Annotated in this window: 24 protein-coding genes; 14 read left to right on the forward strand and 10 right to left on the reverse strand. The window is 51.1% G+C overall.

The features are described from left to right. Nucleotides 1-113: 113 nt before the first annotated feature. A complete protein-coding gene (locus tag HV127_RS01700; protein ID WP_182234741.1) occupies nucleotides 114-986 on the reverse strand; it encodes a LysR family transcriptional regulator in 873 nt (290 codons plus the stop codon). Nucleotides 987-1,082: 96 nt separating this feature from the next. Between HV127_RS01700 and HV127_RS01705 the strand changes: the two genes are divergently transcribed. The 6 genes from HV127_RS01705 to HV127_RS01730 all read left to right on the forward strand — a co-directional run bounded on the left by HV127_RS01705 (nucleotide 1,083) and on the right by HV127_RS01730 (nucleotide 6,424). Continuing rightward, nucleotides 1,083-1,544: a multidrug/biocide efflux PACE transporter gene (locus tag HV127_RS01705; RefSeq protein WP_182234743.1), complete on the forward strand. Its 462-nt coding sequence runs from the start codon at nucleotides 1,083-1,085 to the stop codon at nucleotides 1,542-1,544. A gap of 136 nt (nucleotides 1,545-1,680) precedes the next feature. Continuing rightward, complete coding sequence (locus HV127_RS01710) at nucleotides 1,681-2,910, forward strand: amino acid permease (RefSeq protein ID WP_182234745.1); 1,230 nt, start codon at nucleotides 1,681-1,683, stop codon at nucleotides 2,908-2,910. A 113-nt stretch (nucleotides 2,911-3,023) separates the two neighbouring features. Further along, complete coding sequence (locus HV127_RS01715) at nucleotides 3,024-3,896, forward strand: aldo/keto reductase family oxidoreductase (RefSeq protein ID WP_182234747.1); 873 nt, start codon at nucleotides 3,024-3,026, stop codon at nucleotides 3,894-3,896. 379 nt (nucleotides 3,897-4,275) lie between these two features. Further along, on the forward strand, nucleotides 4,276-4,977 hold the full coding sequence (locus HV127_RS01720; RefSeq protein WP_112213990.1) for a PilZ domain-containing protein: 702 nt from the start codon (nucleotides 4,276-4,278) through the stop codon (nucleotides 4,975-4,977). A gap of 5 nt (nucleotides 4,978-4,982) precedes the next feature. After that, nucleotides 4,983-5,567 carry a helix-turn-helix transcriptional regulator gene (locus HV127_RS01725; RefSeq protein WP_182234750.1) on the forward strand — a complete coding sequence of 195 codons (585 nt, stop codon included), beginning with the start codon at nucleotides 4,983-4,985 and terminating at the stop codon, nucleotides 5,565-5,567. A 140-nt stretch (nucleotides 5,568-5,707) separates the two neighbouring features. Beyond that, nucleotides 5,708-6,424: an EAL domain-containing protein gene (locus HV127_RS01730; RefSeq protein ID WP_181484988.1), complete on the forward strand. Its 717-nt coding sequence runs from the start codon at nucleotides 5,708-5,710 to the stop codon at nucleotides 6,422-6,424. 82 nt (nucleotides 6,425-6,506) lie between these two features. On the opposite strand, the gene HV127_RS01735 is transcribed toward HV127_RS01730, so the two are convergent. The 7 genes from HV127_RS01735 to HV127_RS01765 form a co-directional block, all read right to left on the reverse strand. After that, nucleotides 6,507-7,157 (reverse strand): type 1 fimbrial protein, encoded by a 651-nt coding sequence (locus tag HV127_RS01735; RefSeq protein ID WP_182234752.1) that lies wholly within the window; start codon nucleotides 7,155-7,157, stop codon nucleotides 6,507-6,509. Between the two features lie 14 nt (nucleotides 7,158-7,171). After that, nucleotides 7,172-8,167 (reverse strand): fimbrial protein, encoded by a 996-nt coding sequence (locus HV127_RS01740; RefSeq protein ID WP_182234754.1) that lies wholly within the window; start codon nucleotides 8,165-8,167, stop codon nucleotides 7,172-7,174. Then, complete coding sequence (locus HV127_RS01745) at nucleotides 8,158-10,644, reverse strand: fimbria/pilus outer membrane usher protein (RefSeq protein WP_182234756.1); 2,487 nt, start codon at nucleotides 10,642-10,644, stop codon at nucleotides 8,158-8,160. Before HV127_RS01745 ends, HV127_RS01740 begins: the two co-directional genes overlap by 10 nt. 11 nt (nucleotides 10,645-10,655) lie before the next feature. Next, on the reverse strand, nucleotides 10,656-11,357 hold the full coding sequence (locus HV127_RS01750) for a molecular chaperone (RefSeq protein ID WP_112217404.1): 702 nt from the start codon (nucleotides 11,355-11,357) through the stop codon (nucleotides 10,656-10,658). A 95-nt stretch (nucleotides 11,358-11,452) separates the two neighbouring features. After that, the gene (gene mrkA, locus HV127_RS01755; RefSeq protein ID WP_112217405.1) at nucleotides 11,453-12,061 is read right to left on the reverse strand and encodes a type 3 fimbria major subunit MrkA; all 609 of its coding nucleotides are present in this window, start codon (nucleotides 12,059-12,061) and stop codon (nucleotides 11,453-11,455) included. A 409-nt stretch (nucleotides 12,062-12,470) separates the two neighbouring features. Further along, entirely contained in the window at nucleotides 12,471-13,178 is a 708-nt protein-coding gene (locus HV127_RS01760) for a winged helix-turn-helix domain-containing protein (RefSeq protein ID WP_182234758.1), read from the reverse strand. Nucleotides 13,179-13,219: 41 nt separating this feature from the next. Then, a complete protein-coding gene (locus tag HV127_RS01765) occupies nucleotides 13,220-13,537 on the reverse strand; it encodes an antibiotic biosynthesis monooxygenase (RefSeq protein ID WP_182234760.1) in 318 nt (105 codons plus the stop codon). Between the two features lie 383 nt (nucleotides 13,538-13,920). Between HV127_RS01765 and HV127_RS01770 the strand changes: the two genes are divergently transcribed. Continuing rightward, nucleotides 13,921-14,130, forward strand: a complete 210-nt coding sequence (locus HV127_RS01770; protein ID WP_181484981.1) for a YdgH/BhsA/McbA-like domain containing protein — start codon at nucleotides 13,921-13,923, stop codon at nucleotides 14,128-14,130. 203 nt (nucleotides 14,131-14,333) lie between these two features. Here HV127_RS01770 and HV127_RS01775 read toward each other — a convergent pair whose 3' ends face one another. Next, nucleotides 14,334-15,218 carry an EamA family transporter gene (locus HV127_RS01775; protein ID WP_182234762.1) on the reverse strand — a complete coding sequence of 295 codons (885 nt, stop codon included), beginning with the start codon at nucleotides 15,216-15,218 and terminating at the stop codon, nucleotides 14,334-14,336. Nucleotides 15,219-15,298: 80 nt separating this feature from the next. Between HV127_RS01775 and HV127_RS01780 the strand changes: the two genes are divergently transcribed. Then, a complete protein-coding gene (locus HV127_RS01780) occupies nucleotides 15,299-15,805 on the forward strand; it encodes a MarR family transcriptional regulator (RefSeq protein ID WP_182234764.1) in 507 nt (168 codons plus the stop codon). 204 nt (nucleotides 15,806-16,009) lie between these two features. Here HV127_RS01780 and HV127_RS01785 read toward each other — a convergent pair whose 3' ends face one another. Beyond that, nucleotides 16,010-16,471 (reverse strand): Lrp/AsnC family transcriptional regulator, encoded by a 462-nt coding sequence (locus HV127_RS01785; RefSeq protein ID WP_142466879.1) that lies wholly within the window; start codon nucleotides 16,469-16,471, stop codon nucleotides 16,010-16,012. A 150-nt stretch (nucleotides 16,472-16,621) separates the two neighbouring features. Here HV127_RS01785 and HV127_RS01790 point away from each other — a divergent pair, with 150 nt between their 5' ends. The 6 genes from HV127_RS01790 to HV127_RS01815 all read left to right on the forward strand — a co-directional run bounded on the left by HV127_RS01790 (nucleotide 16,622) and on the right by HV127_RS01815 (nucleotide 21,810). Continuing rightward, nucleotides 16,622-17,233 (forward strand): LysE family translocator, encoded by a 612-nt coding sequence (locus tag HV127_RS01790; RefSeq protein WP_182234766.1) that lies wholly within the window; start codon nucleotides 16,622-16,624, stop codon nucleotides 17,231-17,233. 518 nt (nucleotides 17,234-17,751) lie between these two features. Beyond that, on the forward strand, nucleotides 17,752-18,357 hold the full coding sequence (locus tag HV127_RS01795) for a tyrosine-type DNA invertase (protein ID WP_182234768.1): 606 nt from the start codon (nucleotides 17,752-17,754) through the stop codon (nucleotides 18,355-18,357). A 446-nt stretch (nucleotides 18,358-18,803) separates the two neighbouring features. Next, on the forward strand, nucleotides 18,804-19,430 hold the full coding sequence (locus HV127_RS01800) for a tyrosine-type DNA invertase (protein WP_182234770.1): 627 nt from the start codon (nucleotides 18,804-18,806) through the stop codon (nucleotides 19,428-19,430). A gap of 462 nt (nucleotides 19,431-19,892) precedes the next feature. Beyond that, the gene (gene fimA, locus HV127_RS01805; RefSeq protein ID WP_112217156.1) at nucleotides 19,893-20,438 is read left to right on the forward strand and encodes a type 1 fimbrial major subunit FimA; all 546 of its coding nucleotides are present in this window, start codon (nucleotides 19,893-19,895) and stop codon (nucleotides 20,436-20,438) included. A 72-nt stretch (nucleotides 20,439-20,510) separates the two neighbouring features. Beyond that, entirely contained in the window at nucleotides 20,511-21,050 is a 540-nt protein-coding gene (locus HV127_RS01810; protein WP_182234772.1) for a fimbrial protein, read from the forward strand. A gap of 34 nt (nucleotides 21,051-21,084) precedes the next feature. Beyond that, the gene (locus HV127_RS01815) at nucleotides 21,085-21,810 is read left to right on the forward strand and encodes a fimbria/pilus periplasmic chaperone (protein ID WP_182234774.1); all 726 of its coding nucleotides are present in this window, start codon (nucleotides 21,085-21,087) and stop codon (nucleotides 21,808-21,810) included. The last annotated feature ends 55 nt before the right edge of the window (nucleotides 21,811-21,865 follow it).

The raw sequence follows: 21,865 nt of genomic DNA on the forward strand, positions 1-21,865 counted from the left end.
CTTTTCTGTCAGGTGGCGGCTAGCGCCTTACCTGACCTACGAAAACCCAGCCCGGCCTCCTGACCAACCGACAATACGTTAATCCGCCACCGGGCAATTACGAAGGAGGCTTTCTATTCGCGCCCGTGCCCCTGCAGATGCTGACGCAGCCAGCTTCCCGCTTCTCCCGGCGGCGCTTTCTTGTTCCACAGTAAATCAATAGAAATCGCTCGCGGCCAGCCGGCAATGTCCAGCGTCACCAGGGTGCCGCTGCCGGCAAACTCCTCCACCAGCGCACAGGGCAAAATGCACCATCCCAGCCCCTGCACTGCCATGCTGAACAGCAGCAGATAGTTCGGGGCCGACCAGACCTGCCCCCGCGCCGGTTCCGGAGTACTTTCCAGATAGGTACTTAAGCGCAGCTCCCGCCAGCTATGCAGTTCATCCCAGTTCACTCTGCCCCGGGCCGCCAGCGCGTGATCGGGAGCGACATAAATAGCCATCTCGGTTCGCATCGGCAGGCGAATACTGCCGATCTCCGTCGGATAGCTATCCCTGGCCTCAATCAGTCCCACCTGCGCCCGCTCTTTTTGCAGCAGGTCGACAACATCCTCATCTTCACCAATCAGGCACTCAAATTCGGTATGTGGAAAACGGCGGTCAAACTGCGCCAGCAGATCTTCAAGCACATCGGGATGCAGCGTATCGGAAAGCACAAAAGTCAGCCGTGCCTCCGTTTTACCGGAGAGCGAAATCGCCAGCTCATCAAGCCTGTCGCTGGCCGCCAGAATGGCTTTGACATAGCTCAGCACCTGTTCGCCCTGCGGCGTGAGCGTCGGTTGCCGGGAGCTGCGATCGAAGAGCGTCACGCCAAGATCGGCTTCCAGGTTGGCAATCGCCGTGCTGATGGTGGACTGACTTTTCCGCAGCCGCCGCGCCGCCGCAGAAAACGAACCGCAGGCGACGGTTTCGACAAAAGCGGTTAAGGCTTCGGGAGAATAGCGCATGAACTATCTACTTTATCGATGGATACTATCTTTTGTTTATCATATTTTTCCATAAAATGCCGGGTAAATTCTTATTAAGGCCAGAGGTAACAAGCCATGCAACAACATAACGTACAGCGTAAAACGCTGACGGAACGCGTCATCCACGCGATCAGCTTTGAAGGTCTCGCGACCCTGATTCTCGCCCCTACTGCCGCATGGCTGATGCAGCGTTCGGTCGTTGAGATGGGCGGACTGAGTATTCTGCTGGCGACCGTCGCGATGATCTGGAACATCATCTATAACGCCATTTTCGACCGCCTGTGGCCGGTGTCGCGCGTGGTGCGTAACCTGCGCGTCCGTGCACTACACGCTATCGGCTTTGAGTCGGGTTTTATCATCATCGGCGTAACTCTCGTCGCGCTGGTGCTCGGCGTCTCGCTGTTGCAGGCATTTATGCTGGAAATCGGCTTTATGCTGTTCTTCCTGCCCTACACCATGGCGTTTAACTGGGCCTGGGATACGCTGCGCGAGCGCGTCTTCAAGCATCGCCAGCAACGCATTATCGCCCGTAGCTAACCTTTTGGCGGATCGCCGTACCTTAACCGACGATCCGCCGCTTCATTTATCCACCAGAAACTATCACCGCAGACGAATCATAAATGTGATAAATTGCACTCCTTTTTGTTCGTTTTCTGGTTGATAAAGTCGCATAATGTCTAAAATTTGGTCTAAAGAAGAAACTCTTTGGAGTTTTGCCTTATATGGCACTGCTGTAGGCGCTGGCACGTTATTCTTGCCGATCCAACTGGGATCCGCTGGCGCTATCGTTCTGTTCATCACCGCACTGGTCGCCTGGCCGCTAACTTACTGGCCGCATAAAGCACTGAGCCAGTTCATTCTCTCCGCCAAAATCGCGCCAGGCGCTGGCATTACCGGGGCCGTTAATCACTATTACGGAAAAAAGATCGGTAACCTGATTACCGGGCTCTATTTCCTCGCCTTTTTCGTGGTCATCCTGATCTATGCCGTCGCCATCACTAACTCGCTGGCCGAGCAGTTAGCCAGGCATGTGCCCATTACGCCAGGCGTGCGTGCGCTGCTCAGCCTGAGCGTGGTGCTGGTGCTCAATCTGATCTTTTTGATGGGCCGCCATATCACAATCAAAGTGATGGGTTTTTTAGTGTTCCCGCTGATCGCCTGCTTCCTGTTCCTCTCCATCTATCTGATTGGCAGCTGGCAGCCGGAGTATCTGACCAGTCAAATGCAACTGACCTCGCACACGTTCCACCAAATCTGGATCTCCATTCCCGTGATGGTTTTCGCTTTTAGCCATACGCCAATTATTTCGACTTTTGCTATCGACCAGCAGGAGAAATATGGCGAGCAGGCCATGGGTAAATGCAAAAAAATCATGAAGGTGGCCTACACCCTCATCTGCGCCAGCGTACTGTTTTTCGTTTTTAGCTGCCTGCTATCGATACCGACAACCTATATTGAGACCGCTCGTAACGAAGGGGTGACCATTCTCTCCGCGTTATCGATGATGCCGGGCTCCCCGGCATGGCTGGCGGTCACCGGGATTATCGTGGCGGTAGTGGCAATGTCGAAGTCGTTCCTCGGCACTTATTTTGGGGTGATTGAAGGGGCCAGTGAAATCGTCAAGACGTCGCTCGGCCAGATTGGCATTCGTAAAAGCCGCGCGTTTAATCGGGCGATGTCGATCCTGCTGGTTTCGACGCTGACCTTTGTCGTCTGCTTTATCAATCCCAACGCTATCTCGATGATTTATGCCATCAGCGGTCCGCTCATTGCGATGATTCTGTTTATCATGCCGACCCTGTCGACCTATCTTATTCCAGCGCTAAAGCCTTACCGCTCAGTGGGTAACTTTATTACCCTGGTCATCGGTTTGCTGTGCGTTTCGGTGATGTTCTTCAGTTGATCCTCCGTGCGGCGAAGGCTCTCTTTCGCCGCACTTTCTGCCAATATTCTTATCTCCCCAATCCTCCTGACGGGCATACACTTAGAGCCTGCACACCATCAGGGGGAGTTTCTATGTCCAGCGTAAAATTATCCGGAACCGGCACCTTAGGCGATCGTCAGGTTTATCGCCTGGGATATGGGGCAATGCAGCTTGCAGGACCGGGCGTCTTTGGTCCGCCAAAAGATCCTGAGACGGCTATCCGCGTGCTGCAAGAAGCCATCGCCTCGGGGGTTAATCACATCGATACCTCCGATTTTTACGGCCCGCATGTCACTAATCAACTGATTCGCAAAGCGCTACATCCCTATTCTGACGAGCTATGCATCGTCACCAAAGTCAGCGCTCGCCGTGATGAAAAAGGCAATTGGTTGCCTGCGATGTCCCCCGCAGAACTGACCCAGGCGGTGGAAGATAACCTGCGCAATCTGGGCCTTGACGTTCTGGAGGTGGTGAATCTGCGCAGTATGCTCAGCGCTCATGGCCCGGTTGAAGGTTCGCTGGAAGGGCCATTAACCACGCTGCTGGAGCTTAAAGAGCGCGGGTTAATTCGCCATATCGGGCTAAGTAACGTCACCGCCAAACAGGTGGCGGATGCCCAAAAACTCATGCCCATCGTCTGCGTGCAGAACCAATATAATGTCGCGAATCGTCAGGATGACCCGCTTATCGATGCGCTTGCAGCGCAGAATATCGCCTGGGTGCCGTTCTTCCCGCTCGGCGGTTTCACACCGCTGCAGGCGCAAGAGCTTAATGACGTCGCCGCCGCTCTGGACGCCACGCCAATGCAGGTTGCACTGGCCTGGCTGCTACAACGCTCACCAAATATCCTGCTCATCCCCGGTACCTCTTCGCTACAACATCTGCGGGAAAACCTTGCCGCTGCTGAATTAATCCTGCCGGCCGATGCCCTGGCCACTCTGGATAACCTCCAACCGCAATCCTGATTTTCAGGCATCGGCAAATGAAAATTTGCCGATGCCTGCTCCTTAATATTTGCCTGGAATTACCTTAAAGCCACAGGCACTATACATCCTACAAATTAGCGTTATTCTCTGACGGATAACCCTATATACAGCATAGTTTCATACTTTTTTGACAAGCCTCCTTATTGGAGGCTTCTGTCGTTTTTGTCTCATCAAATTTTTCGAACTCTTGATTACAGGAAAAACAACATCTCATTCAAAGTTTATACAAATCAATTTAGCGATAAAGATAGCTAATAACATCAAATGCTCATAAAAACATCTGATTAACACAATCAGAATGTTTGTATTGCCATATAAAAAAATCAACCAGACACAATAACTTTCACAAGGATTTCACATGATAGAGGGAACGATAAAGACCAGTAAGTATGAAATTATTGCTATTTTCAGGGAAGAACTCCGAAAGCAAGCAGAGATAGAAGTATTTGTTAATAACAAAAGCACTATTACTCAGCTAACGCGCGTGGATTTTGCCGAATTCCATATCTCAACCACCAGCAAAATCCCTCCAGGGCATAAAGTTAAATTTATTTTGCATAGTGATTCAGGAAAAATCGAATTCAGCGCGGTGTTAAAGAAAAATTATGCGTATAGCGAGGGAAAATGCAATAAGGTCGCATTTACCTTACCCGAATGTATCCAGGTGGTGCAACGCCGCCGCGATCCCCGGTTCCGTCTTCGCCACGAACATGAGTTTTTCTGCCATGGCCGACATAAGAATGGCGAAAACTATCTTTTCGAGATCAAAGACATTTCAGACGGCGGTTGCGCATTAATGACTAAAAACCCCAATCTGAAATTCCTCAGCCACAATGCCGTTCTCAAGAACGCCATTCTGGCACTCGCCGAATATGGTGAGATTACCGTAGATTTGGTTATAAAGAATGTCGTTATGGTGACTTTAGATGATAACGAGGAGCGGGAAAGCTACTACCAGATTTCTTGCCAATTTACATTTCGCCATCTTGATAACAAGAAGAGAATAGAGAAAATGCTGCTCGACTTGATTATGGAAGCCAAGAGAAAAAAGAGAGTCTAAAGACATTGGAAAGTATATTACTTTACACCGATGACAATATTATCGGGCGATCAATCCAGGATTACCTGGTTGATAATGAGAAATATGTCACCCCCCTAAGCCTCCAGGATATTGTTACGGGTGCCCATCTCCCTCTGGCGGGGACTGTTATTGTTAACCTCATCCATAAGGATATCTCTGTGGCCACGACGGTCGCATTACTCAACACGCTACGCGTGCACCTCGCACACTGCGCAATGCGGGTTCTGATTGTAAAAAACGAACTCGCCAGCTTATGTCGTGAGCTTATTGACCTGGAAAACTTATTGATTTTGACGGAAAAATCCTCCTTATCGGATTTCTCAGCCATCATCAATCGTCCTGTAACTGCCAGCGACAGCCAGGGTTTATGCACTCAGCGAAAGCTGACAGCCAGGGAACTTCAGGTTCTGGAGTTAATTATTGCCTGCAACAACAATAAAAGAATCGCCGTACTTCTCAATATTGACCATAAAACGGTGCATAGCCATAAGGTTCACATTATGAAAAAACTCGGAATGAATAGCTCACGGATAATGCATGCCAGAATAGTCAACATGTATCATTGTTGAGAACAAAATATGCAGGTGACCAATCAAAATCCGATAATTCATTGGCAATCAGCCTTTAATAATCATTCCCATCGGTAGAAAGGTCACCTATAATAATCTGATCCTCTCTTTACCTCTGACCTGATTTCTAACGAGAGATAATGAACGCAACTCTGTTTTCCGACCATAATTTATCACGTAGCGATATAGCAGTTCGTTATGTCTTTCAGAAAATGTTCTCCCCACAAGGCGTGCTTGTCGCCGTTGAGTGTCTGAGCCGTTTTGATCATATACCTATTTCTCCTGAAAATTTCTTTCGCTATGCCAACTCGGGATTACGAGAAAGCATATTTATGGAGCAACTGGCACTAATCGAAAAACATAAGCAGTGGTTTCTCAAAAATGGTATTTCAGCCACAATTAATGTCGATGATCATATTCTCAACGTTTTACTAAGACCGGAGATTAAAGAAATCGTCGAACAACTCGGCTGCGTTCATTTCGAAGTCACGGAAAACTCCAACAAACTGTTGAATAATGCCCTCGCCTCCTGGAGCGATCCACAAAGCACCTCGCTATGGCTTGATGACTTCGGCTCTGGCTATGCCGGCATTAACGCTATCCGCGGTTATCATTTTGATTATGTCAAAATTGATAAAAACTTTTTTTGGCATTTAATGCAAAAAGATTCTGGTCGGCCTTTAATGGATGCGCTGGTGACCTTTCTTTCGCGTAATCACCATAATGTCATTATTGAAGGTGTCGAAACTGAGGCTCATAAAAAGTGGCTACAAGGGATGGAATGGTTTGCTATTCAGGGACATTACTGGAAAGAGGTCAGCATTGAGCAACTGGTTAAAGAAGATATTACGCTATAAAAAATGCACAGACGTATTTCCCTCACCCCGGCCCTCTCCCACAGGGAGAGGGAGAAAACCAGTCCGACTTTTACTTGCAGAATTAATTATAAACCAGCTCCCAGGTCGCCCAACTGGTTAGCAAACCACTGGTCGCTTTTTCGGGTGCGGGCGTCACGTAGCCGATGTAATACGTAAACACGCCGCCATTGACTGCTTTCTCCACCAGCGGCACCCGGTTTTGCTGTGGATCGGCCGGGACAATTTTATTGCTCTTATCCAGCGTATTATTATCGTTGGTCGCCAGCGCCAGAAAAATATGACTGGCCCCATCCGCCCGCGTATTAGCCAGATAACCGGCATTTTCATTGCTGACGGAATTGACCATAAATCCGTCAATCCAGCGCACGTTCACCATGCGGATTTCATTTTCATCTGCCGAGCCGCCATCATGGCGTAACTGGCAGTTCGATAACTCCAGGGTAAAGGGCTGCGGCTTCATAAATGCCCCCGCCCCGCGATCGTGTACTTCTGCCAGGCTGACCGGCGCCAGCCAGACGCTACCGCTGCCCGCATTGTTGCCGCCGTTGAGCGCCACGCTACAGGAGATATCGGTCACCCGACCGGCAAAATCTACCCGCCCTTGTTCATAATTCGTCTCAAATCCCCACGCCGAAGAGGCCACAAGCGCCCCGCCCATCAGAGTCAGTTGGATGAGTCTTTTGCTATTTTTATACTGTGCTGAATCACTCATTCCCGCCTCCCGAATTAATCGTACGTCAGGTTAAAGATCATGTGCGACTCCACCTCACCGGTACTGGTGGTCGGCCCATATTGATAGAACCGCGCATGGAGAGGCAGGGTGATATAGCGGGTTTCCTGCGTGCGCAAGCTCCCGATGCTGTATTTTTTGTTAAATTCCAGCGGCGTGCCTTCTCTCAAAACCTGAATACCAATGCCTTTCGCCAGCGAGGTTCCTGCTTTTTCGTTCAGCAATGCCCCGCGAGTCAAGGCCGTCCCCGTCGCCAACGTGCCGGAGAAAGAAGTCTGGATATTGGCGTATCCCGACTCGCTTAAGCCACCGCTGCACTGCAGCTCAATATTAAAATCTTTGCCCCCGGCGGTAGTACCCACGCCATTGAGATCGCTGCGCTTGATGGTGCCGACATCAACGTTCATGTTTTTGCCGCTCAGAATGGTACACGAGGGCGAAACCACGGTGATGGCGTTGGCGCTGAGGCGCGTTTCCAGGATTGGGTTGTTGCCGCTCTCCCAGTCGTAAGAGGTATATTTACCCGCCGCCAGAGTACCGCTGCCGGTGACGGCGGCGGTTTTAATCACTTCAAGGGTAAAGCGAGAGCCTTCCAGTGAATAACTGGTGGTCCTGCTGGCGTAGTTGGAGAAGACATCAGGGTAGATAATATTCACCGTCGCGCCGCCGCGGCTAAAACGCAGGCCAATGCCCGGCACGTTGGTGGAATAGATTTTATTCCCCAGATCGGTCGCCCCGGTGGCAACGATTTTTGCCACAAAGCGGTTATTGCCGGTGGTACAGCTATAGCTTGCCCCACCCGGCGCCGACATCGTCCAGTCGCGGGAAACGATAACTGACCCCACCGGTAAATCCGGTGGAACAACGACTCGCCCGACGACCATATCCAGGCTCACCGTCGGTTGCGAAAGGCGCGAACAGGATGCCCATGCCGATGTCGTCCCCAGTGCCATTAAGCCAATAAAAAGCGTCAGTTTTTTACTTAGCGACATAGCGTTTCCTTTGTTTTTTCCTGACTCAAATCCACCGAACATTGTCCGCCGCTCCACTTAACCGTGGCCTTCGGTGCGCTGGCGTCGCTGATAAACATCATGCTGCCCTGTCCTACCACGCCGATTTCCTTCCCGGTAGCGTCAAATATCGTGGCGCCGAACGGTAGAGGCTGACCATTCGCCTGACGCACCTGCAACGTAATGTTGTTTTGCACCGTGGTATCGAAAGAGACCTTGACCACGCTGCCTTCCCACGGCACCACCTGCGCCACGGTACGGTCAAAGGCGACATCGTCGTTGCTGCCTTTCGGGTCAATTTCAACGGAGTTAATCCGGTAAGGTCGCAGATACGGCAGAATGGCGTAGCCGTTGCTGTCAATGCGGGTCCCCGGCGAACCCGGCAACATCGCGCCAGCGGCATCCTTCGCTTCGATCAGCGCCATGGTGGTGCCGCTTTCCGGTGAGAACACCACGCCATGTTGGTGAGCAATCAGCGTCCCGCTAGCGCCCAGACCGCTCTGGCGATAACCCTCGCCCTGGCTATAGCTGCCGTTCAACGTGGTCCACGGGGTACGATAGCTGCCGTTCAGCGCCACATCGTGCTGACCGCCGGTCGCCGTGGTTGTCGACACGCCGTAGTTGAGGTTGTTTTCGCTATCCAGCGAACCGTTGACGCCAATCTGCGAGCTGGCGAAGCGCGAATTATTAAACGAGGTATTTGACGTCAGGTTGGCGGTGCGATTCTCACCAAACCATAACGGATAGCTAAAGTTGAGCGAAACACGATCGTCGCGACGATGGCCGGAGCTATCCGGGGTATAGACGCGCTGCGCGCTGACCGACCACGAGAGACGACCGTACATGTTGTTGTAACTAAACTGGTACTGCTTCTCGGTTCCGGAACGGTTCCAGTAATCCGCTACCCGGCCGCTCAGATAAAAACCGCCCCAGCCATCCGGCAGGTTCTGGTTAACCGTGAAGGTCATACCGTTTTTCTGCCGCCACACGGTGTAATTGCTGTTACGGTTCTTTTCCTGATCGACCGCATACAGCGCGTCGTTCAGGTTGTAATAGCCTTTGGTGGAGTAGCGATAAGCCGCCAGCACGATGCTGGTTTGAGTCTCGGTAAACATGCGGTTAAAAGTGGCGCGATAGCTTTGCCCCTGCTCGTCGAGGGTGTCGCTCTTCAGGCGTGAATGAGTAACGTCGAACGACAGCGCGCCGATGCCGGTGTTCATCCCGGTGCCCAGCAGGAACGCCTGATAGTCATCAAAGCCGGTCACGCCGGTATAGCCGGTAAACAGGTTATTTAAACCGTGCTGCCAGGTTCCCTGGTAGAGCATCGGTTTATTGCGCAGCGAACTATCATCGACCTTACCGGCGGAGAGCGCATAACGGGTCATCCCAGGACGCAGCAATTGCGCTACCGAAGCGTAAGGCACGCTAAACACCTCGACCGAACCATCGGCCTCTTTAACCGAAACTTCCAGGTCGCTACCGTAACCAGAGGGATAAACATCCTGCAGGGTAAACGGCCCCGGCGGCACGGTGGTCTGATAGATAATATTGCTGCCCTGGCGTACCGTCACCAGGGCGTTACTTTGCGCCACGCCGCGGATTTCTGGCGCGTAGGAGCGCATGCCGTCCGGGAACATATTGTCATCGGTCGCCAGGTTTACCCCACGCAGGCCGATGGTGTCGAAGAACTCGCCGTTGGTGAAAATCTGCCCGCCGCTGACAATCGAGTTAATCTGTGGAATCGGCCTTTGCAGGTAGGTCTGGTTGCTGTTCCAGTGTGCTTTCCCCTGCTGCTGCTGCCAGTTCAGGTTACCAATGTGCTTAAGCAGCCAACCATCCCAGGAAAAACCCGCGTTGACGCCAAGATACGCGCTGTTGTTATCCGAGCTGTTTGCCGATGAGCTGTGGCTGTTCCAGGCGTTGGCCATCCAGCCTAAATTCAGCGCCGCAACGCCTTTATCCCAGAACTCCGGGCTGACAAAGTTTTTAAGGCGCTGATCTTCGTAAATTTGTGGTACGGAAATATCCAGTCTCAGGGAGGACTGAATCAGGCTATCTTTGACGTTTTCTTCGTTACGCCACTCTTGCAGACGGCCGCAGAAGCCCTCTTTTTCGCTCAGTTGCGGGTTGAACTTCTCCGGCGAGATACCGTATTGCATCAGCATCGCTTTGGTGTAACAGACGCCCATTTTGCCGTCTTTACCCGCGGTGACTTTCAGGTCGTAGCGACCTTTCCACTCGCCGTTGGTGTACACGTCCAGTGAATAGACGCCCTCGGAGATGGCGCTGGTCGAGAAGCGCGACAGATCGACCTTTTCGCGGCTGCCGACGATAAAACCATCGTTAAACTGATAGACCGTTCCCGGGTTTTCCTCTCCGCTGGAAAATGGCGGAAAGCAGCACAGCGCAACCGCAATGGCCGTGCTTAATCTTCCCGGGCAGATTGACCTCTGCTTCATGATCGTTTCCCTTATTTGACGGCAACTTTCACTGCGACATCTGCGCCATAGTCATTAATGTTGTTAACGGTCAGGGTCTCGCCTCTGTTCACCGCGGAAGAGAGGGCGATGGTCTGGCTAGACTGCGGGGCAAACATCACCGTTTTGCTGTTTAGCGCTTTGCCGCCGTCGCGGGAAATACGGCTTACGGTGACATAAAAAGGCGTCGGATTACTGACGGATAAATTGTTGCCATTTGCGGAAAGAACTAATTTCTCTGCTGCCGCGTCGCGGTTGCCTAATCCGTTGGGACGATAAATAAATTTAAAGCGCGAACGAATCGCCAGTTGCAGAATATTTTGCCCTTCATTTTTCTGGCTCGCCTCGACCGGCGGTATTTCCAGAAGGTTTAGCCACCACAGCGTTTCTTTATCTTTAGCGAGTCCCGCGTTGCTGCCGAGCTTAATACGCAGGGTCTGGCCGCTTTTCGCGTCAACGCGGGAAATAGGTGGGGTGATAATAAATGGCGTCGTAATAGTATCCGGTGTTGCGTCGGCATTACCGTTATCCAGCCAGGCTTGCGCCAGCGCCGGACGGTCGGCGGTGTTGGAGAGCTGCACCGTTATTTCTTTTTCATTTCCTGGATAAATAAAGCGGGTGCCGTTAACAATAATATTATTGGCATGGGCCGCAAAACTAAAAATGAAACAGAAAAAAAGGGCAATACGCTTCATGCTGACCTCAGAATAAAAAATAAGCGGCAGCAGTGGCCGCTTTATTATTGTTTTATACCGCCCCGGCGCGGGGCGGTTTTATTTTTCAGTCGATATTACTGGTAGGTAATTTCGTAAGTCGCATAGCTGTTAACCACGCCGGTAGTGACGGTATCCGGAGTACTGGTGGCGTAACCAACGTAGTAAGTGAAACGTGCGCCATCCGCTACGGCTGCAGCATCGCCAGTTGCAGTAGGCTGAGTGCTGTCACCCGGAATGATTTTATTGGTCAGCGCGGTAGCGTTGTCGGTAGACAGAACCAGCTGAATATTCTGCGCGCCAGCCGCTTCGGTATTCGCCAGGTAGCCCTGTTGTTTGCTGGTTGCACCAGCCAGCAGGTTACCACCAGTCCAGTTCACGCCCAGTTTGCTCACGTCATCCAGTTTGGTATCGTCAGCAGCCTGGCAGTTAGAAACGTCGATGGTGAACGATTTTGGTTTCAGGTAGGTATCTGCGGTAGCTGCTTTAACTTCCGTTAAAGTCACCGGAGACAGATAAACGTTAGCATCGCTGCCCTGGCCGTTTACGGAAACAGTACAAGAGACGTCGGTAACTTTACCGAAGAAATTAACCTGACCGCCGCCTACATTGGTATCAGCAGCATTTGCCGCAGCCATACCAAAAAACGCAGTCGCCATTGCAGCAGAGAGAAGAACCTTTTTCATTGCCATTTCCTTGTCAGAGTGAATTAAGTATCAATGAGCAAACAGTTAATTCGCACAAAAGTCAGAAGCGATATGCGATGCTCACTTGTGCAACTGTTAATAGAAACTTCGACTGACCGGAAGCCGCAATATTTAAGGCGTCAGAAACGGATTCTATAAAAGAATTCGTCGATGCTGTCGGCGTCAAAGAATGCTATTTTTCGCTGATAAATATACATTTGTTCATGAGGTGTTAATCAATGTAACAGATAGATTGCAACTATTAATGAACGAAAATTGATAGTAAAAAACAAAGTCATTGTTATTTACATTGAAGGGGAGAAAGCGATATGGAATTAACAAAATAGCTATTTATCTTGTCATAAAAAGCTATTTATCTACATCGAGAACAATCTTAATAAATCTGCCGCTACGGGCTTCCCACCAGTTGAAAATGCAGGTGCAAGGCACGCCATCCTTCTGGTGTTATCGTCACTTCGCGAAATCCTGCCGTGGTGGTAAACCATCCTTTTTGCTGACCATGCAGTAGCAGCGCCGCCCCAGCCGCACCGCCGAGGTGAAAGCGCCGTTCGCTCCAGTCCAGACAGCCGCAGCATGCTTTGCGCCGCGATCCCAACGTCACCACAATCCCCAGGCGTGCAAAGTGTGCTTCCCCAATGGACGTCAAGGCAGTTCCATCAGGCGTTATCCAATCTTCGCGCAGGAGAAAATCATACAGCGATACCGCCACCTCCCCGGCCAGATGATCGTAACAAGTGCGTGCGACACGTAAACTGACCGGCGTGCGGGTGGACAACATCACGGCCTGCTTGCCAGCCATAGTCATCATATTCTCCAGCAGTCCGGCGACATCGCTCCCGGCGAGGCGATAGTAGCGGTGGCGACCCTGAGCAAGGCATACCAACAAGCGGCTACTGACCAGACGGCTAAGATGGGCGCTGGCGGTTGAGGGGGAAATGTCAGCAACGCTGGAGAGTTCGGTCGCCGTCCACGCCCGACCATCCATTAAGGCACAGAGCATTTTCAGCCGCGAAGCATCCGCCATCGCCGAGGCCAGTGCCGCCATGGCAATAGCGAGCGACTCATCGTCTTCAATTATCTCAACCGGTTTTAACATATCGCCTCATCTGGTTTCCCCAACGGTAAACCACAACTCTATTATAGAAGATCGGGATTCTCTGAGCGGTACTCGCGCAGCACCTGAGCCACCCGAATCTGATAGCCAGAGAAGATATTCTCCCGCCCCTCTTTCTGCGCAGCCTGATGGCAAAGGTTGCGTTTCCAGGCCAGCACCGCTTCTTCATCCCGCCACCAGGAGAGCGACAGAATTTTCCCCGTCGTCGTCAGGCTTTGAAAACGTTCAATAGCGATGAAGCCGTCGATGGTGCAAAGCAGAGGCTTCAGTTCAGCCGCCAGCGCTAAGTAGCGTTCCTGCTTTGCAGGCGTGACTTCGGCTTCAAAGAGTACTGCGATCATGGTGTCATCCTCGCTTGATCAGTGTGAACCGCACTGTAGCTTGCACCAGAGGTTAATGCTTCGTCGGCGGGCGAAGTATGGCTCCCTGTTGCGCGCAAAAAACAGCCAATGCATTCACAAAAACAATAATCAATAACCTAAATCGAGAAAAACCTCGCCGTTAACGCAAATTTTCACTCACTGAATAAAATGCATGAAAATTATTTATCACGTTGTTTTTATTTAGAATAAAAACAAAATAGCGCATTACACTGTCATCTTATGGTCATGAAAGTGTGATCTAAATCGCACTTTTTGCAACGCACGTTATAGTTAGCAGACTTATTATACATCCATCGAAAGCAACAACGCTTTCCACCATAAAAGTTAAAAGGATAAACACCATGAAAAACGTAAAATTACTTGCCGCTGCCGGTATGCTGTCTCTGGTCTCTTTCGCTAGCTTCGCTCAGCCGGTTAGCGTGACTTCAGATACGCTGGATAACGCAGAAGCTAAAATCGCGACCATCGCTAAAGACCAGGGCGCGTCCTACCACATTACCGAAGCTTATACTGGTAACCAGGTTCATATGACCGCTGAGCTGTCTAAATAACCAAATGGTTGCAGAGGGAGCTGCCGGACAGGTCGCCTGAAGGCGGCTAAGTCTGGCTCCCGCCACATAATAAGCACAGAGCAATGTCGAGCCCCTGATGGGGCTTTTTTGTTTTTGTCGATCTGGAAAAGCTCCCGGTGGCGCTGCGCTGACCGGGCTACGGGTGCCCAGCCGTCTGCAGGACGGTAGCCCGGACAGGCAGGTTACCGACCAACAACCGTTCTCTTATTCGATAACGCCCGTTGAATCGACAACACGCTTAACAACACAATCACCAACCCCACCAGCGCCATTCCCTCTATTTTCTGTCCGAGGAAAATCCAGCCCAATATCACCGCCGTTACCGGACTCAGCAAACTCATCGCCGATACCGCCACCGGAGAAAGACGACCGATTCCGCGAAACCACAGGCCATACGCCAGCATTGCCCCGGCAAGACACAGCCACAAATAACCCGCAGCCTGAGTCAGCGTCACCTGATGCAGCGGCGGATCGACCAGCAACGCAATCGGTGCCAGAACAATGCCGCCGATCAGCAGCTGCCAGCCGGTCAGCGCAATAACGGGCAAAGAGATCGCCCAGCGCCGCGACAGCCAGGTCCCCAGCGCCATACTGATCGCCCCGAGGAACGCAGCCGCGATCCCCAGCGGATCGAGCGCCGTTTGCGGCGACAGCAGCAACATCGCCATCCCCACGATCCCAGCGCAGGCCGACAACACCGCCACCCAGGGCGATCGTTGGCGATCGACGCACCAGGCCAATAGCATCACCAGTAGCGGCTGAATAGCGCCAATCACCGCCGCCAGCCCACCGGGTAAACGATAAGCGGCAATGAATAGCAAGGCCTGGAACGCACCGATGTTGAGGATCCCGGTGATGATCAGCTTCCACCATTCGCTGCGCAGCGGAAAGCGGCGGCTCCAGAGAAGCAGAGCGATCCCGGCAGGCAGAACCCGCAGCAGCGCGGCGATAAACGGCCTGTCCGGCGGTAGAAACTGCGAGGTCACAATATAAGTGCTGCCCCAGATGGCGGGGGCCAGCGCGGTCAGCAGCAAATCAACAACGAGATTACGCGAAACAAAGGCCATGATTTTATCTTCACATCAAGGTAAATTGTGGTGTAAGTATGTATCGATAATTATCTTGATATCAAGACAGGTGGGCATTAATGGACAAATCACCACAGACCGACGCCGTGGATCGCATTCTTGAACAGTGGCAACGGGAACGCCCCGATCTCGATTGCAGCCCAATGGGGCCAATCGGCCGGCTGAAACGCTGCGCGATGCTGCTGGAGCCGCGTGTTGAAGCGGCCTTTATTCGTCACGACCTGGTGCGTTGGGAGTTTGATATGCTCGCGACCCTGCGGCGAGCAGGAGAGCCATTTGTGCTGTCGCCAACGCAACTGTTTTCAACGTTGATGATCACTTCCGGCACCATGACGCACCGCCTTAAGGCGCTGGAAAAACGGGGTTTTATCAGCCGCCAGCCAAACCCGGAGGATGCGCGCAGTCTGCTGGTCGCGCTTACGCCCGAAGGGAGAACGTTGATCGATAAAGCGGTGGAAAGCCACGTGGAGAATGAGCATCAGCTGTTGGATGGCCTCTCTGTTGCAGAGCGCCAGCAACTGGATGAGGCGCTGGCGGTCTTTATGCGCCTGTTGGAAAAGAGTTAATAGAACCTGTCGCCGTTATTTTCCCGGAGGCGATGCTGCGCATCTGTCCGGGCTACCGGCTCGCAGACGACGGTGCCCCCGTAGCCCGGGCAAGGCGCGTCGAGCGCCGCCCCCGGGAAAGCTATGCCAACGCAACTTCCGCTTTTCTCCCGGCTCGCGCTGCACTTAGCCGGACTACAGCATCTATACGGGCTAACGGCCTGATTAACCATTACCCAGCGGAAACGGGCGATCCTGCACGACCGTCTTCATCACCAGCGTCGAGCGTAAGTGCTGCACGCCGGGCATCGCGGAAAGCTTGTCATCATAAAGTTTCTGGAACGCCGGGAGATCGCGTGTGACCACGTGCATCAGATAATCCGGGTCACCGAACAGGCGCTGAGCCAATACGATTTGCGGGATCTCTTCCACCGCCTCTTCGAAAGCGCTCACTGCTTTCTTATCGCCCTCTTTTAACGTCGCGAAGACAATCGCCAAAAAATTGAAACCCATTTTGGCGGGATCAAGATTCACCCGATAGCCGGTGATCACCCCTTCTTGTTCCAGCGCGCGCAGCCGTCGATGACATGGGGAGAGGCTTAAATTCACTCGTTCGGCAAGCTCAGTTATCGATAGCCGCCCGTCGGCCTGAAGCTCAGCAAGAATTTTTCGATCGATACTATCCATTTGGAAGATTCTCTCTTAAAAGAACGTTTAAGAGCATAACATTGAAAGCTCATTGCGCAATAAAGCCGATATTCTTTCCCTCAAATAGCCATAATTGATGAGGGAAACGACAATGGGAAATCGCCATTACCGCGCAGAGGTGGGCTGTCCATGGAGATGAGCTTTATCGCCAGTTTCTGGCTGGTCTCTTTTCTACTGATCATCACCCCCGGTGCCGATTGGGCCTATGCTATCAGCGCGGGGATTAACGGACGTCGCGTGATACCGGCGGTCGCTGGACTCATGTCCGGTCACCTGTTGGCAACGCTTGTCGTGGTTGCGGGTATCGGGGTCTTGATTGCCAGCCATCCGCTGGCGCTATCGACGATTACCCTGCTGGGTGCGGGCTACCTGATGTGGCTGGGCATCGCTATTCTGCGCCACCCGCCAACGCCAAATGCCGAAGAACAGACAATGGGCACCTGGAATCGCTGGGCAGTTAAGGGGCTCTGCATCAGCGGGCTGAACCCAAAGGTTTTCCTCCTGTTTCTGGCCCTGCTGCCGCAGTTTACCGATCCTAAAGGAAGCTGGTCGGTAGCACAGCAAATGTCGACCCTTGGCGGCATTCATCTGGTGACCTGCACGCTGGTCTATTTACTGGTCGGCTACGGCGCAAAAACGCTATTGGCGACCCGGCCCCAGATGGCACAAAAAGTCAGTATTGCTTCCGGTATGATTATGGTGGCAATAGCCGCCCTGCTGTTCTACGAGCAGTTAAGATAGCGTTCGATATAAGGCGTGAGCGAGCTCTCACGCCACAGTATGTAGAAACCAGCACCGGACTGTTTTTACAAAATGATTCCCGCATTTAAAATAATCAGACTCTATGCTCTGGTGCACTTATCAATTTTAATCTTTCCTCCGCAATAAGCATCTTATCGACAAGAAAGACTCATCTTAGTCGTATTCAAATTATTCCTGGCGACCATCAGAAATATTCACTTTCTTATTACTGCTATTCATAACAAGGTTTTTGCAGTATGGTTAACAACCTTATGATTTATGTATCTCTGAAAACATAGCCAAGGAGAAAAGAATGAGCAGGACACTATTTCCATCGAAAAAACTAAAACTCATCATAAATATAAAAATAAGCACCCCACAACCAATAAAAATGACATCTTAAAACTATTATTAGAACCAGCATCAAAGATAATTAATTTAAATGCAGCCGAGCTTCATCATTTACCCGACGATGCTAAATAAAATGTACTATACGTCTGCATGCTAAAGGGAACATAATGAAAAATAATGTAATTTTAAGAAAAAGGAACTTCCTGACTCACAATGAAATTGAGTCATTACTCAAAGCAGCGAATAGTGGACCTCACGCTACGCGTAACTATTGCCTGACATTATTGTGTTTCATTCACGGATTACGAGCTAGTGAAATATGTCGCCTGCAAATTTCCGATATCGATCTAGGATCTAAATGTATCTATATACACCGCCTTAAGAATGGATTTTCCACAACCCATCCTTTGCTGAATAAAGAGATCCGCGCGTTAAAAAACTGGCTGGATATCCGCAAGTCCTACCCTCAGTCTGACAGCGAGTGGTTATTTTTATCGCGAAAAGGTAATCCCCTTTCTCGCCAACAGTTTTATCAGATCATTTCCACATCAGGCGATTTTGCCGGGCTATCGCTTGAGATTCATCCGCATATGCTCCGCCACTCATGCGGATTCGCCTTAGCCAATATGGGCATTGATACCCGCCTCATACAGGACTACCTCGGTCACCGTAACATCCGCCATACCGTATGGTATACGGCCAGTAACGCTGGCCGTTTTTATGGCATCTGGGACGAAACGAAAGACAGACTGCGGAGCCCTGTTTTACCGTAATACGCGATGCCATGGACGGCGTCAGAATTGTAGATATCCCTCGCCAAACATTAAGGAATATTAACCATGCTTTGATTATGATTATTGTTCCTGCAAGTTCATATTTCAAACATCTGCTGTCTTATTATCATATCCATCCGTTACCATGGATATAAATGCACTATTTTTCATCAGATTAAAATATCACCAGCAGTGATTTTTCCCTTTTAAGTTTATATACCTGCTAAAGAGACAACCAGGTTATGTTGTAGTAACGAATAAAATCCGTAAGAATAAGATTTATCACGCATCAATATACTTGTCAGGCACGACTATAATGTCATCATTTAACCGTGATTAATCCCCTTCATATAATACGCCATTAACATTGCGGATTATTTGTGAGCTCCCCCTGTTTTTGAGCAGGGTCGTGTTATTTATCAAGATCATATCAGGAGTCATTTATTGTGAACCGACGTCGTTTTCTTACCGGTAGAGAAGTGCAGGCAATGATGCTGGCCGCCCGGCATGGGCAGACAGGAGAGAGAGATTATTGCCTTATCCTGCTCGCTTTCCGTCATGGTATGCGTATTAGCGAATTACTCGATCTTCACTATCGCGATCTCGATCTTGCTGAAGGTCGCATTAATATCCGTCGCCTGAAAAATGGATTTTCAACGATACACCCCTTGATGGTGGATGAATGTGAGGCAATCAAACGCTGGAGCCAGGTACGCACCGCCTGGAAAGGTGCAAAAAAAACCGATGCGTTGTTTATATCGCGACGTGGTACTCCGCTTTCCCGTCAGCAGGCCTACCGCATTATCCGCACTGCTGGCGTCGATGCAGGCACGGCAACGCACACTCACCCGCACATGCTACGTCATGCCTGTGGTTACGAGCTGGCGGAAAGAGGAGCGGATACCCGTCTTATTCAGGACTATCTTGGTCATAGAAACATTCGCCATACCGTGCGATATACCGCCAGCAACGCTGCTCGATTCGCGGGATTATGGGAACGAAACAATCTCATGGAAGTGAATTTACAAAATCAAAGGATACAGAGTAAAGAATTGATAAATAAGAAAAAATAACAGAGTGAACAGGTCAATTGGGGCCAAACTGTGTGCATCATAAAAATATTCAGTAACCTTTTGCAACCATAGAATGCATCCCTTACGACAAAGATAACAATATCACATTGATTATTATGCATTTTTTATTTTCGTTATTTTCAAATAATCCCCTTCTTTTCACCGCATAGGCTCCACACCACGTTGTTCCAGATAGCCTTCCGTGGCTCATCCCCCCAACATCATCAATAGATTACATTAACAAAAAACAATAATTAAGATTAAAACTCCAAATAAAAACAACAAAACCAGATTATTCAGTTAATTATTCTAACGAGTCAAAATGGCCCCAAATGTCTCATATTTTGGGTGAAAAACATGCAGAACCGCAGTCGAAAATCCCGACTGAATCATGGAATACCTGGAGGTCATGATGACGGCCAGATCGGTTCGTAATCCCGATATTGTACAAAGGAAAACAACATGAAAATCAAAACACTGGCAATCGTTGTACTGTCAGCTCTGTCTCTGAGCTCCGCAGCGGCTCTGGCCGATACCACGGTAAATGGCGGCACGGTGCATTTTAAAGGGGAAGTCGTCAACGCAGCATGCGCAATTGACGCAGGTTCAATCGATCAGACCGTTCCAATGGGCCAGGTTCGTTCGGCAAAACTCGCCACTCCAGGCAGCACCAGTACGGCAGTCGGCTTCAATATCCAGTTGAACGATTGTGATACTACCGTGGCCACCAAAGCATCCGTCGCGTTCACAGGTACCGCAATTGACAGTACCAACACCACCGTACTGGCGCTGCAAAGCTCAGCGGCAGGTAGCGCGACTAACGTTGGCGTACAGATCCTTGATCGTACAGGTACTCCGCTAGCGCTGGATGGCGCGACCTTCGGCGCGGCGTCCACTCTGAACGATGGCACCAATATCATCCCGTTCCAGGCTCGCTACTACGCGACCGCCGCAGCCACTGCCGGTACCGCTAACGCTGACGCGACCTTCAAAGTGCAATACCAGTAATTCATTCATCAAGCAGGGAAGCATGTCGGGCCAGGAAGGCCCGTTATCCATAACGGAACTCGGGTGATAACGATGCAAAGGATGAAGTCAGGTCTGTTGATTTTTTTGCTCCCCCCGCTGGCGATGGCCGGCAATCAGTGGAACGCCACTTTGTCCGGGGGAAATATGCGTTTTCAGGGCGTCATCATTGCCGAGTCCTGCCGTGTTGAAGCGGGTGACCAGCAGATGACAGTCAACATGGGACAGATCAGCAGTAATCGGTTTCATTCGGCCGGGGAAGATACCAATCCGATCCCTTTCGATATTCATCTGCAGGAGTGCAGCACCGCCGTCAGCCAACGCGTTGGCGTGACGTTTCACGGCGTCGCCGATGGTAAAAACCCGGACGTACTCTTGGTCGGCGAGGGCCCGGGGATCGCTACCGGTATTGGCGTTGCTCTGTTTGATAAAGAAGACCATCTGATCCCACTGAACAGTCCTCCCGCAGCCTGGACAAGATTGTATACCGGGCCAACTACATTGCACTTTGTGGCGAAATATCGGGCAACAGGGCATCAGGTTACCGGGGGAGCGGCTAACGCTCAGGCCTGGTTCTCCCTGACCTACCAGTAATTAACCAGCAGACGTACCAAAACAGGAAACGACGGTGAGTATAAAAGGAATAAGCGTGAGAAAAACACTGGCGATGACGCGCGGTTTACTGGCAGGAGTGCTGATGATAGCCGCTATCGGATTTACCGCTCAGGCCCAGGCAGGCGTGGCGCTGGGCGCGACCCGCGTTATTTACCCTTCCGGGCAGAAGCAGGTTCAGCTGGCGGTCACCAATAACGACGAAAAGAGCACATGGTTGATTCAATCATGGGTGGAAAATACCGATGGTGCAAAAGACGGGCGTTTTGTTATCACCCCGCCACTGTTTGCCATGCAGGGAAAAAAAGAGAACACCCTGCGTATCATTGATGCCACCAACAACCAGCTGCCGCAGGACCGGGAAACCCTTTTCTGGATGAACGTCAAAGCCATTCCGTCGATGGACAAGTCGAAACTTAGCGATAACACCCTGCAACTGGCGATTATCAGCCGCATCAAGCTTTACTATCGCCCGGCAAAACTGGCGCTGCCGCCGGATCAGGCGCCGGAAAAGCTGAAGTTTCGCCGCAGCGCAGGCTCGCTCACGCTGATCAACCCCACCCCATATTACCTGACGGTCACCGAACTCAATGCCGGAACCCGGATACTGGAGAATGCCCTGGTTCCGCCAATGGGAGAAACCAGCGTCAAACTGCCTTCCGATGCAGGTAGCGAGATTACGTACCGGACCATTAACGACTACGGCGCACTGACCCCGAAAACGAAAGGCGCAATGCAATAACTGACGGGAGAACGCATTCTCCCGGAAATAAAAATAAGAACTGACAGCCGGGCGA

The organism is Klebsiella sp. RHBSTW-00215, from assembly GCF_014103785.1.
Classification (GTDB): Bacteria; Pseudomonadota; Gammaproteobacteria; order Enterobacterales; family Enterobacteriaceae; genus Klebsiella.

Bases quoted from the DNA above. Each gene is read 5' to 3' on its own strand.
- HV127_RS01700 (WP_182234741.1), bottom strand. From the start codon at position 986: ATGCGCTATTCTCCCGAAGCCTTAACCGCTTTTGTCGAAACCGTCGCC.
- HV127_RS01705 (WP_182234743.1), top strand. From the start codon at position 1,083: ATGCAACAACATAACGTACAGCGTAAAACGCTGACGGAACGCGTCATC.
- HV127_RS01710 (WP_182234745.1), top strand. From the start codon at position 1,681: ATGTCTAAAATTTGGTCTAAAGAAGAAACTCTTTGGAGTTTTGCCTTA.
- HV127_RS01715 (WP_182234747.1), top strand. From the start codon at position 3,024: ATGTCCAGCGTAAAATTATCCGGAACCGGCACCTTAGGCGATCGTCAG.
- HV127_RS01720 (WP_112213990.1), top strand. From the start codon at position 4,276: ATGATAGAGGGAACGATAAAGACCAGTAAGTATGAAATTATTGCTATT.
- HV127_RS01730 (WP_181484988.1), top strand. From the start codon at position 5,708: ATGAACGCAACTCTGTTTTCCGACCATAATTTATCACGTAGCGATATA.
- HV127_RS01735 (WP_182234752.1), bottom strand. From the start codon at position 7,157: ATGAGTGATTCAGCACAGTATAAAAATAGCAAAAGACTCATCCAACTG.
- HV127_RS01740 (WP_182234754.1), bottom strand. From the start codon at position 8,167: ATGTCGCTAAGTAAAAAACTGACGCTTTTTATTGGCTTAATGGCACTG.
- HV127_RS01745 (WP_182234756.1), bottom strand. From the start codon at position 10,644: ATGAAGCAGAGGTCAATCTGCCCGGGAAGATTAAGCACGGCCATTGCG.
- HV127_RS01750 (WP_112217404.1), bottom strand. From the start codon at position 11,357: ATGAAGCGTATTGCCCTTTTTTTCTGTTTCATTTTTAGTTTTGCGGCC.
- mrkA (WP_112217405.1), bottom strand. From the start codon at position 12,061: ATGAAAAAGGTTCTTCTCTCTGCTGCAATGGCGACTGCGTTTTTTGGT.
- HV127_RS01760 (WP_182234758.1), bottom strand. From the start codon at position 13,178: ATGTTAAAACCGGTTGAGATAATTGAAGACGATGAGTCGCTCGCTATT.
- HV127_RS01765 (WP_182234760.1), bottom strand. From the start codon at position 13,537: ATGATCGCAGTACTCTTTGAAGCCGAAGTCACGCCTGCAAAGCAGGAA.
- HV127_RS01770 (WP_181484981.1), top strand. From the start codon at position 13,921: ATGAAAAACGTAAAATTACTTGCCGCTGCCGGTATGCTGTCTCTGGTC.
- HV127_RS01775 (WP_182234762.1), bottom strand. From the start codon at position 15,218: ATGGCCTTTGTTTCGCGTAATCTCGTTGTTGATTTGCTGCTGACCGCG.
- HV127_RS01780 (WP_182234764.1), top strand. From the start codon at position 15,299: ATGGACAAATCACCACAGACCGACGCCGTGGATCGCATTCTTGAACAG.
- HV127_RS01785 (WP_142466879.1), bottom strand. From the start codon at position 16,471: ATGGATAGTATCGATCGAAAAATTCTTGCTGAGCTTCAGGCCGACGGG.
- HV127_RS01790 (WP_182234766.1), top strand. From the start codon at position 16,622: ATGGAGATGAGCTTTATCGCCAGTTTCTGGCTGGTCTCTTTTCTACTG.
- HV127_RS01795 (WP_182234768.1), top strand. From the start codon at position 17,752: ATGAAAAATAATGTAATTTTAAGAAAAAGGAACTTCCTGACTCACAAT.
- fimA (WP_112217156.1), top strand. From the start codon at position 19,893: ATGAAAATCAAAACACTGGCAATCGTTGTACTGTCAGCTCTGTCTCTG.
- HV127_RS01810 (WP_182234772.1), top strand. From the start codon at position 20,511: ATGCAAAGGATGAAGTCAGGTCTGTTGATTTTTTTGCTCCCCCCGCTG.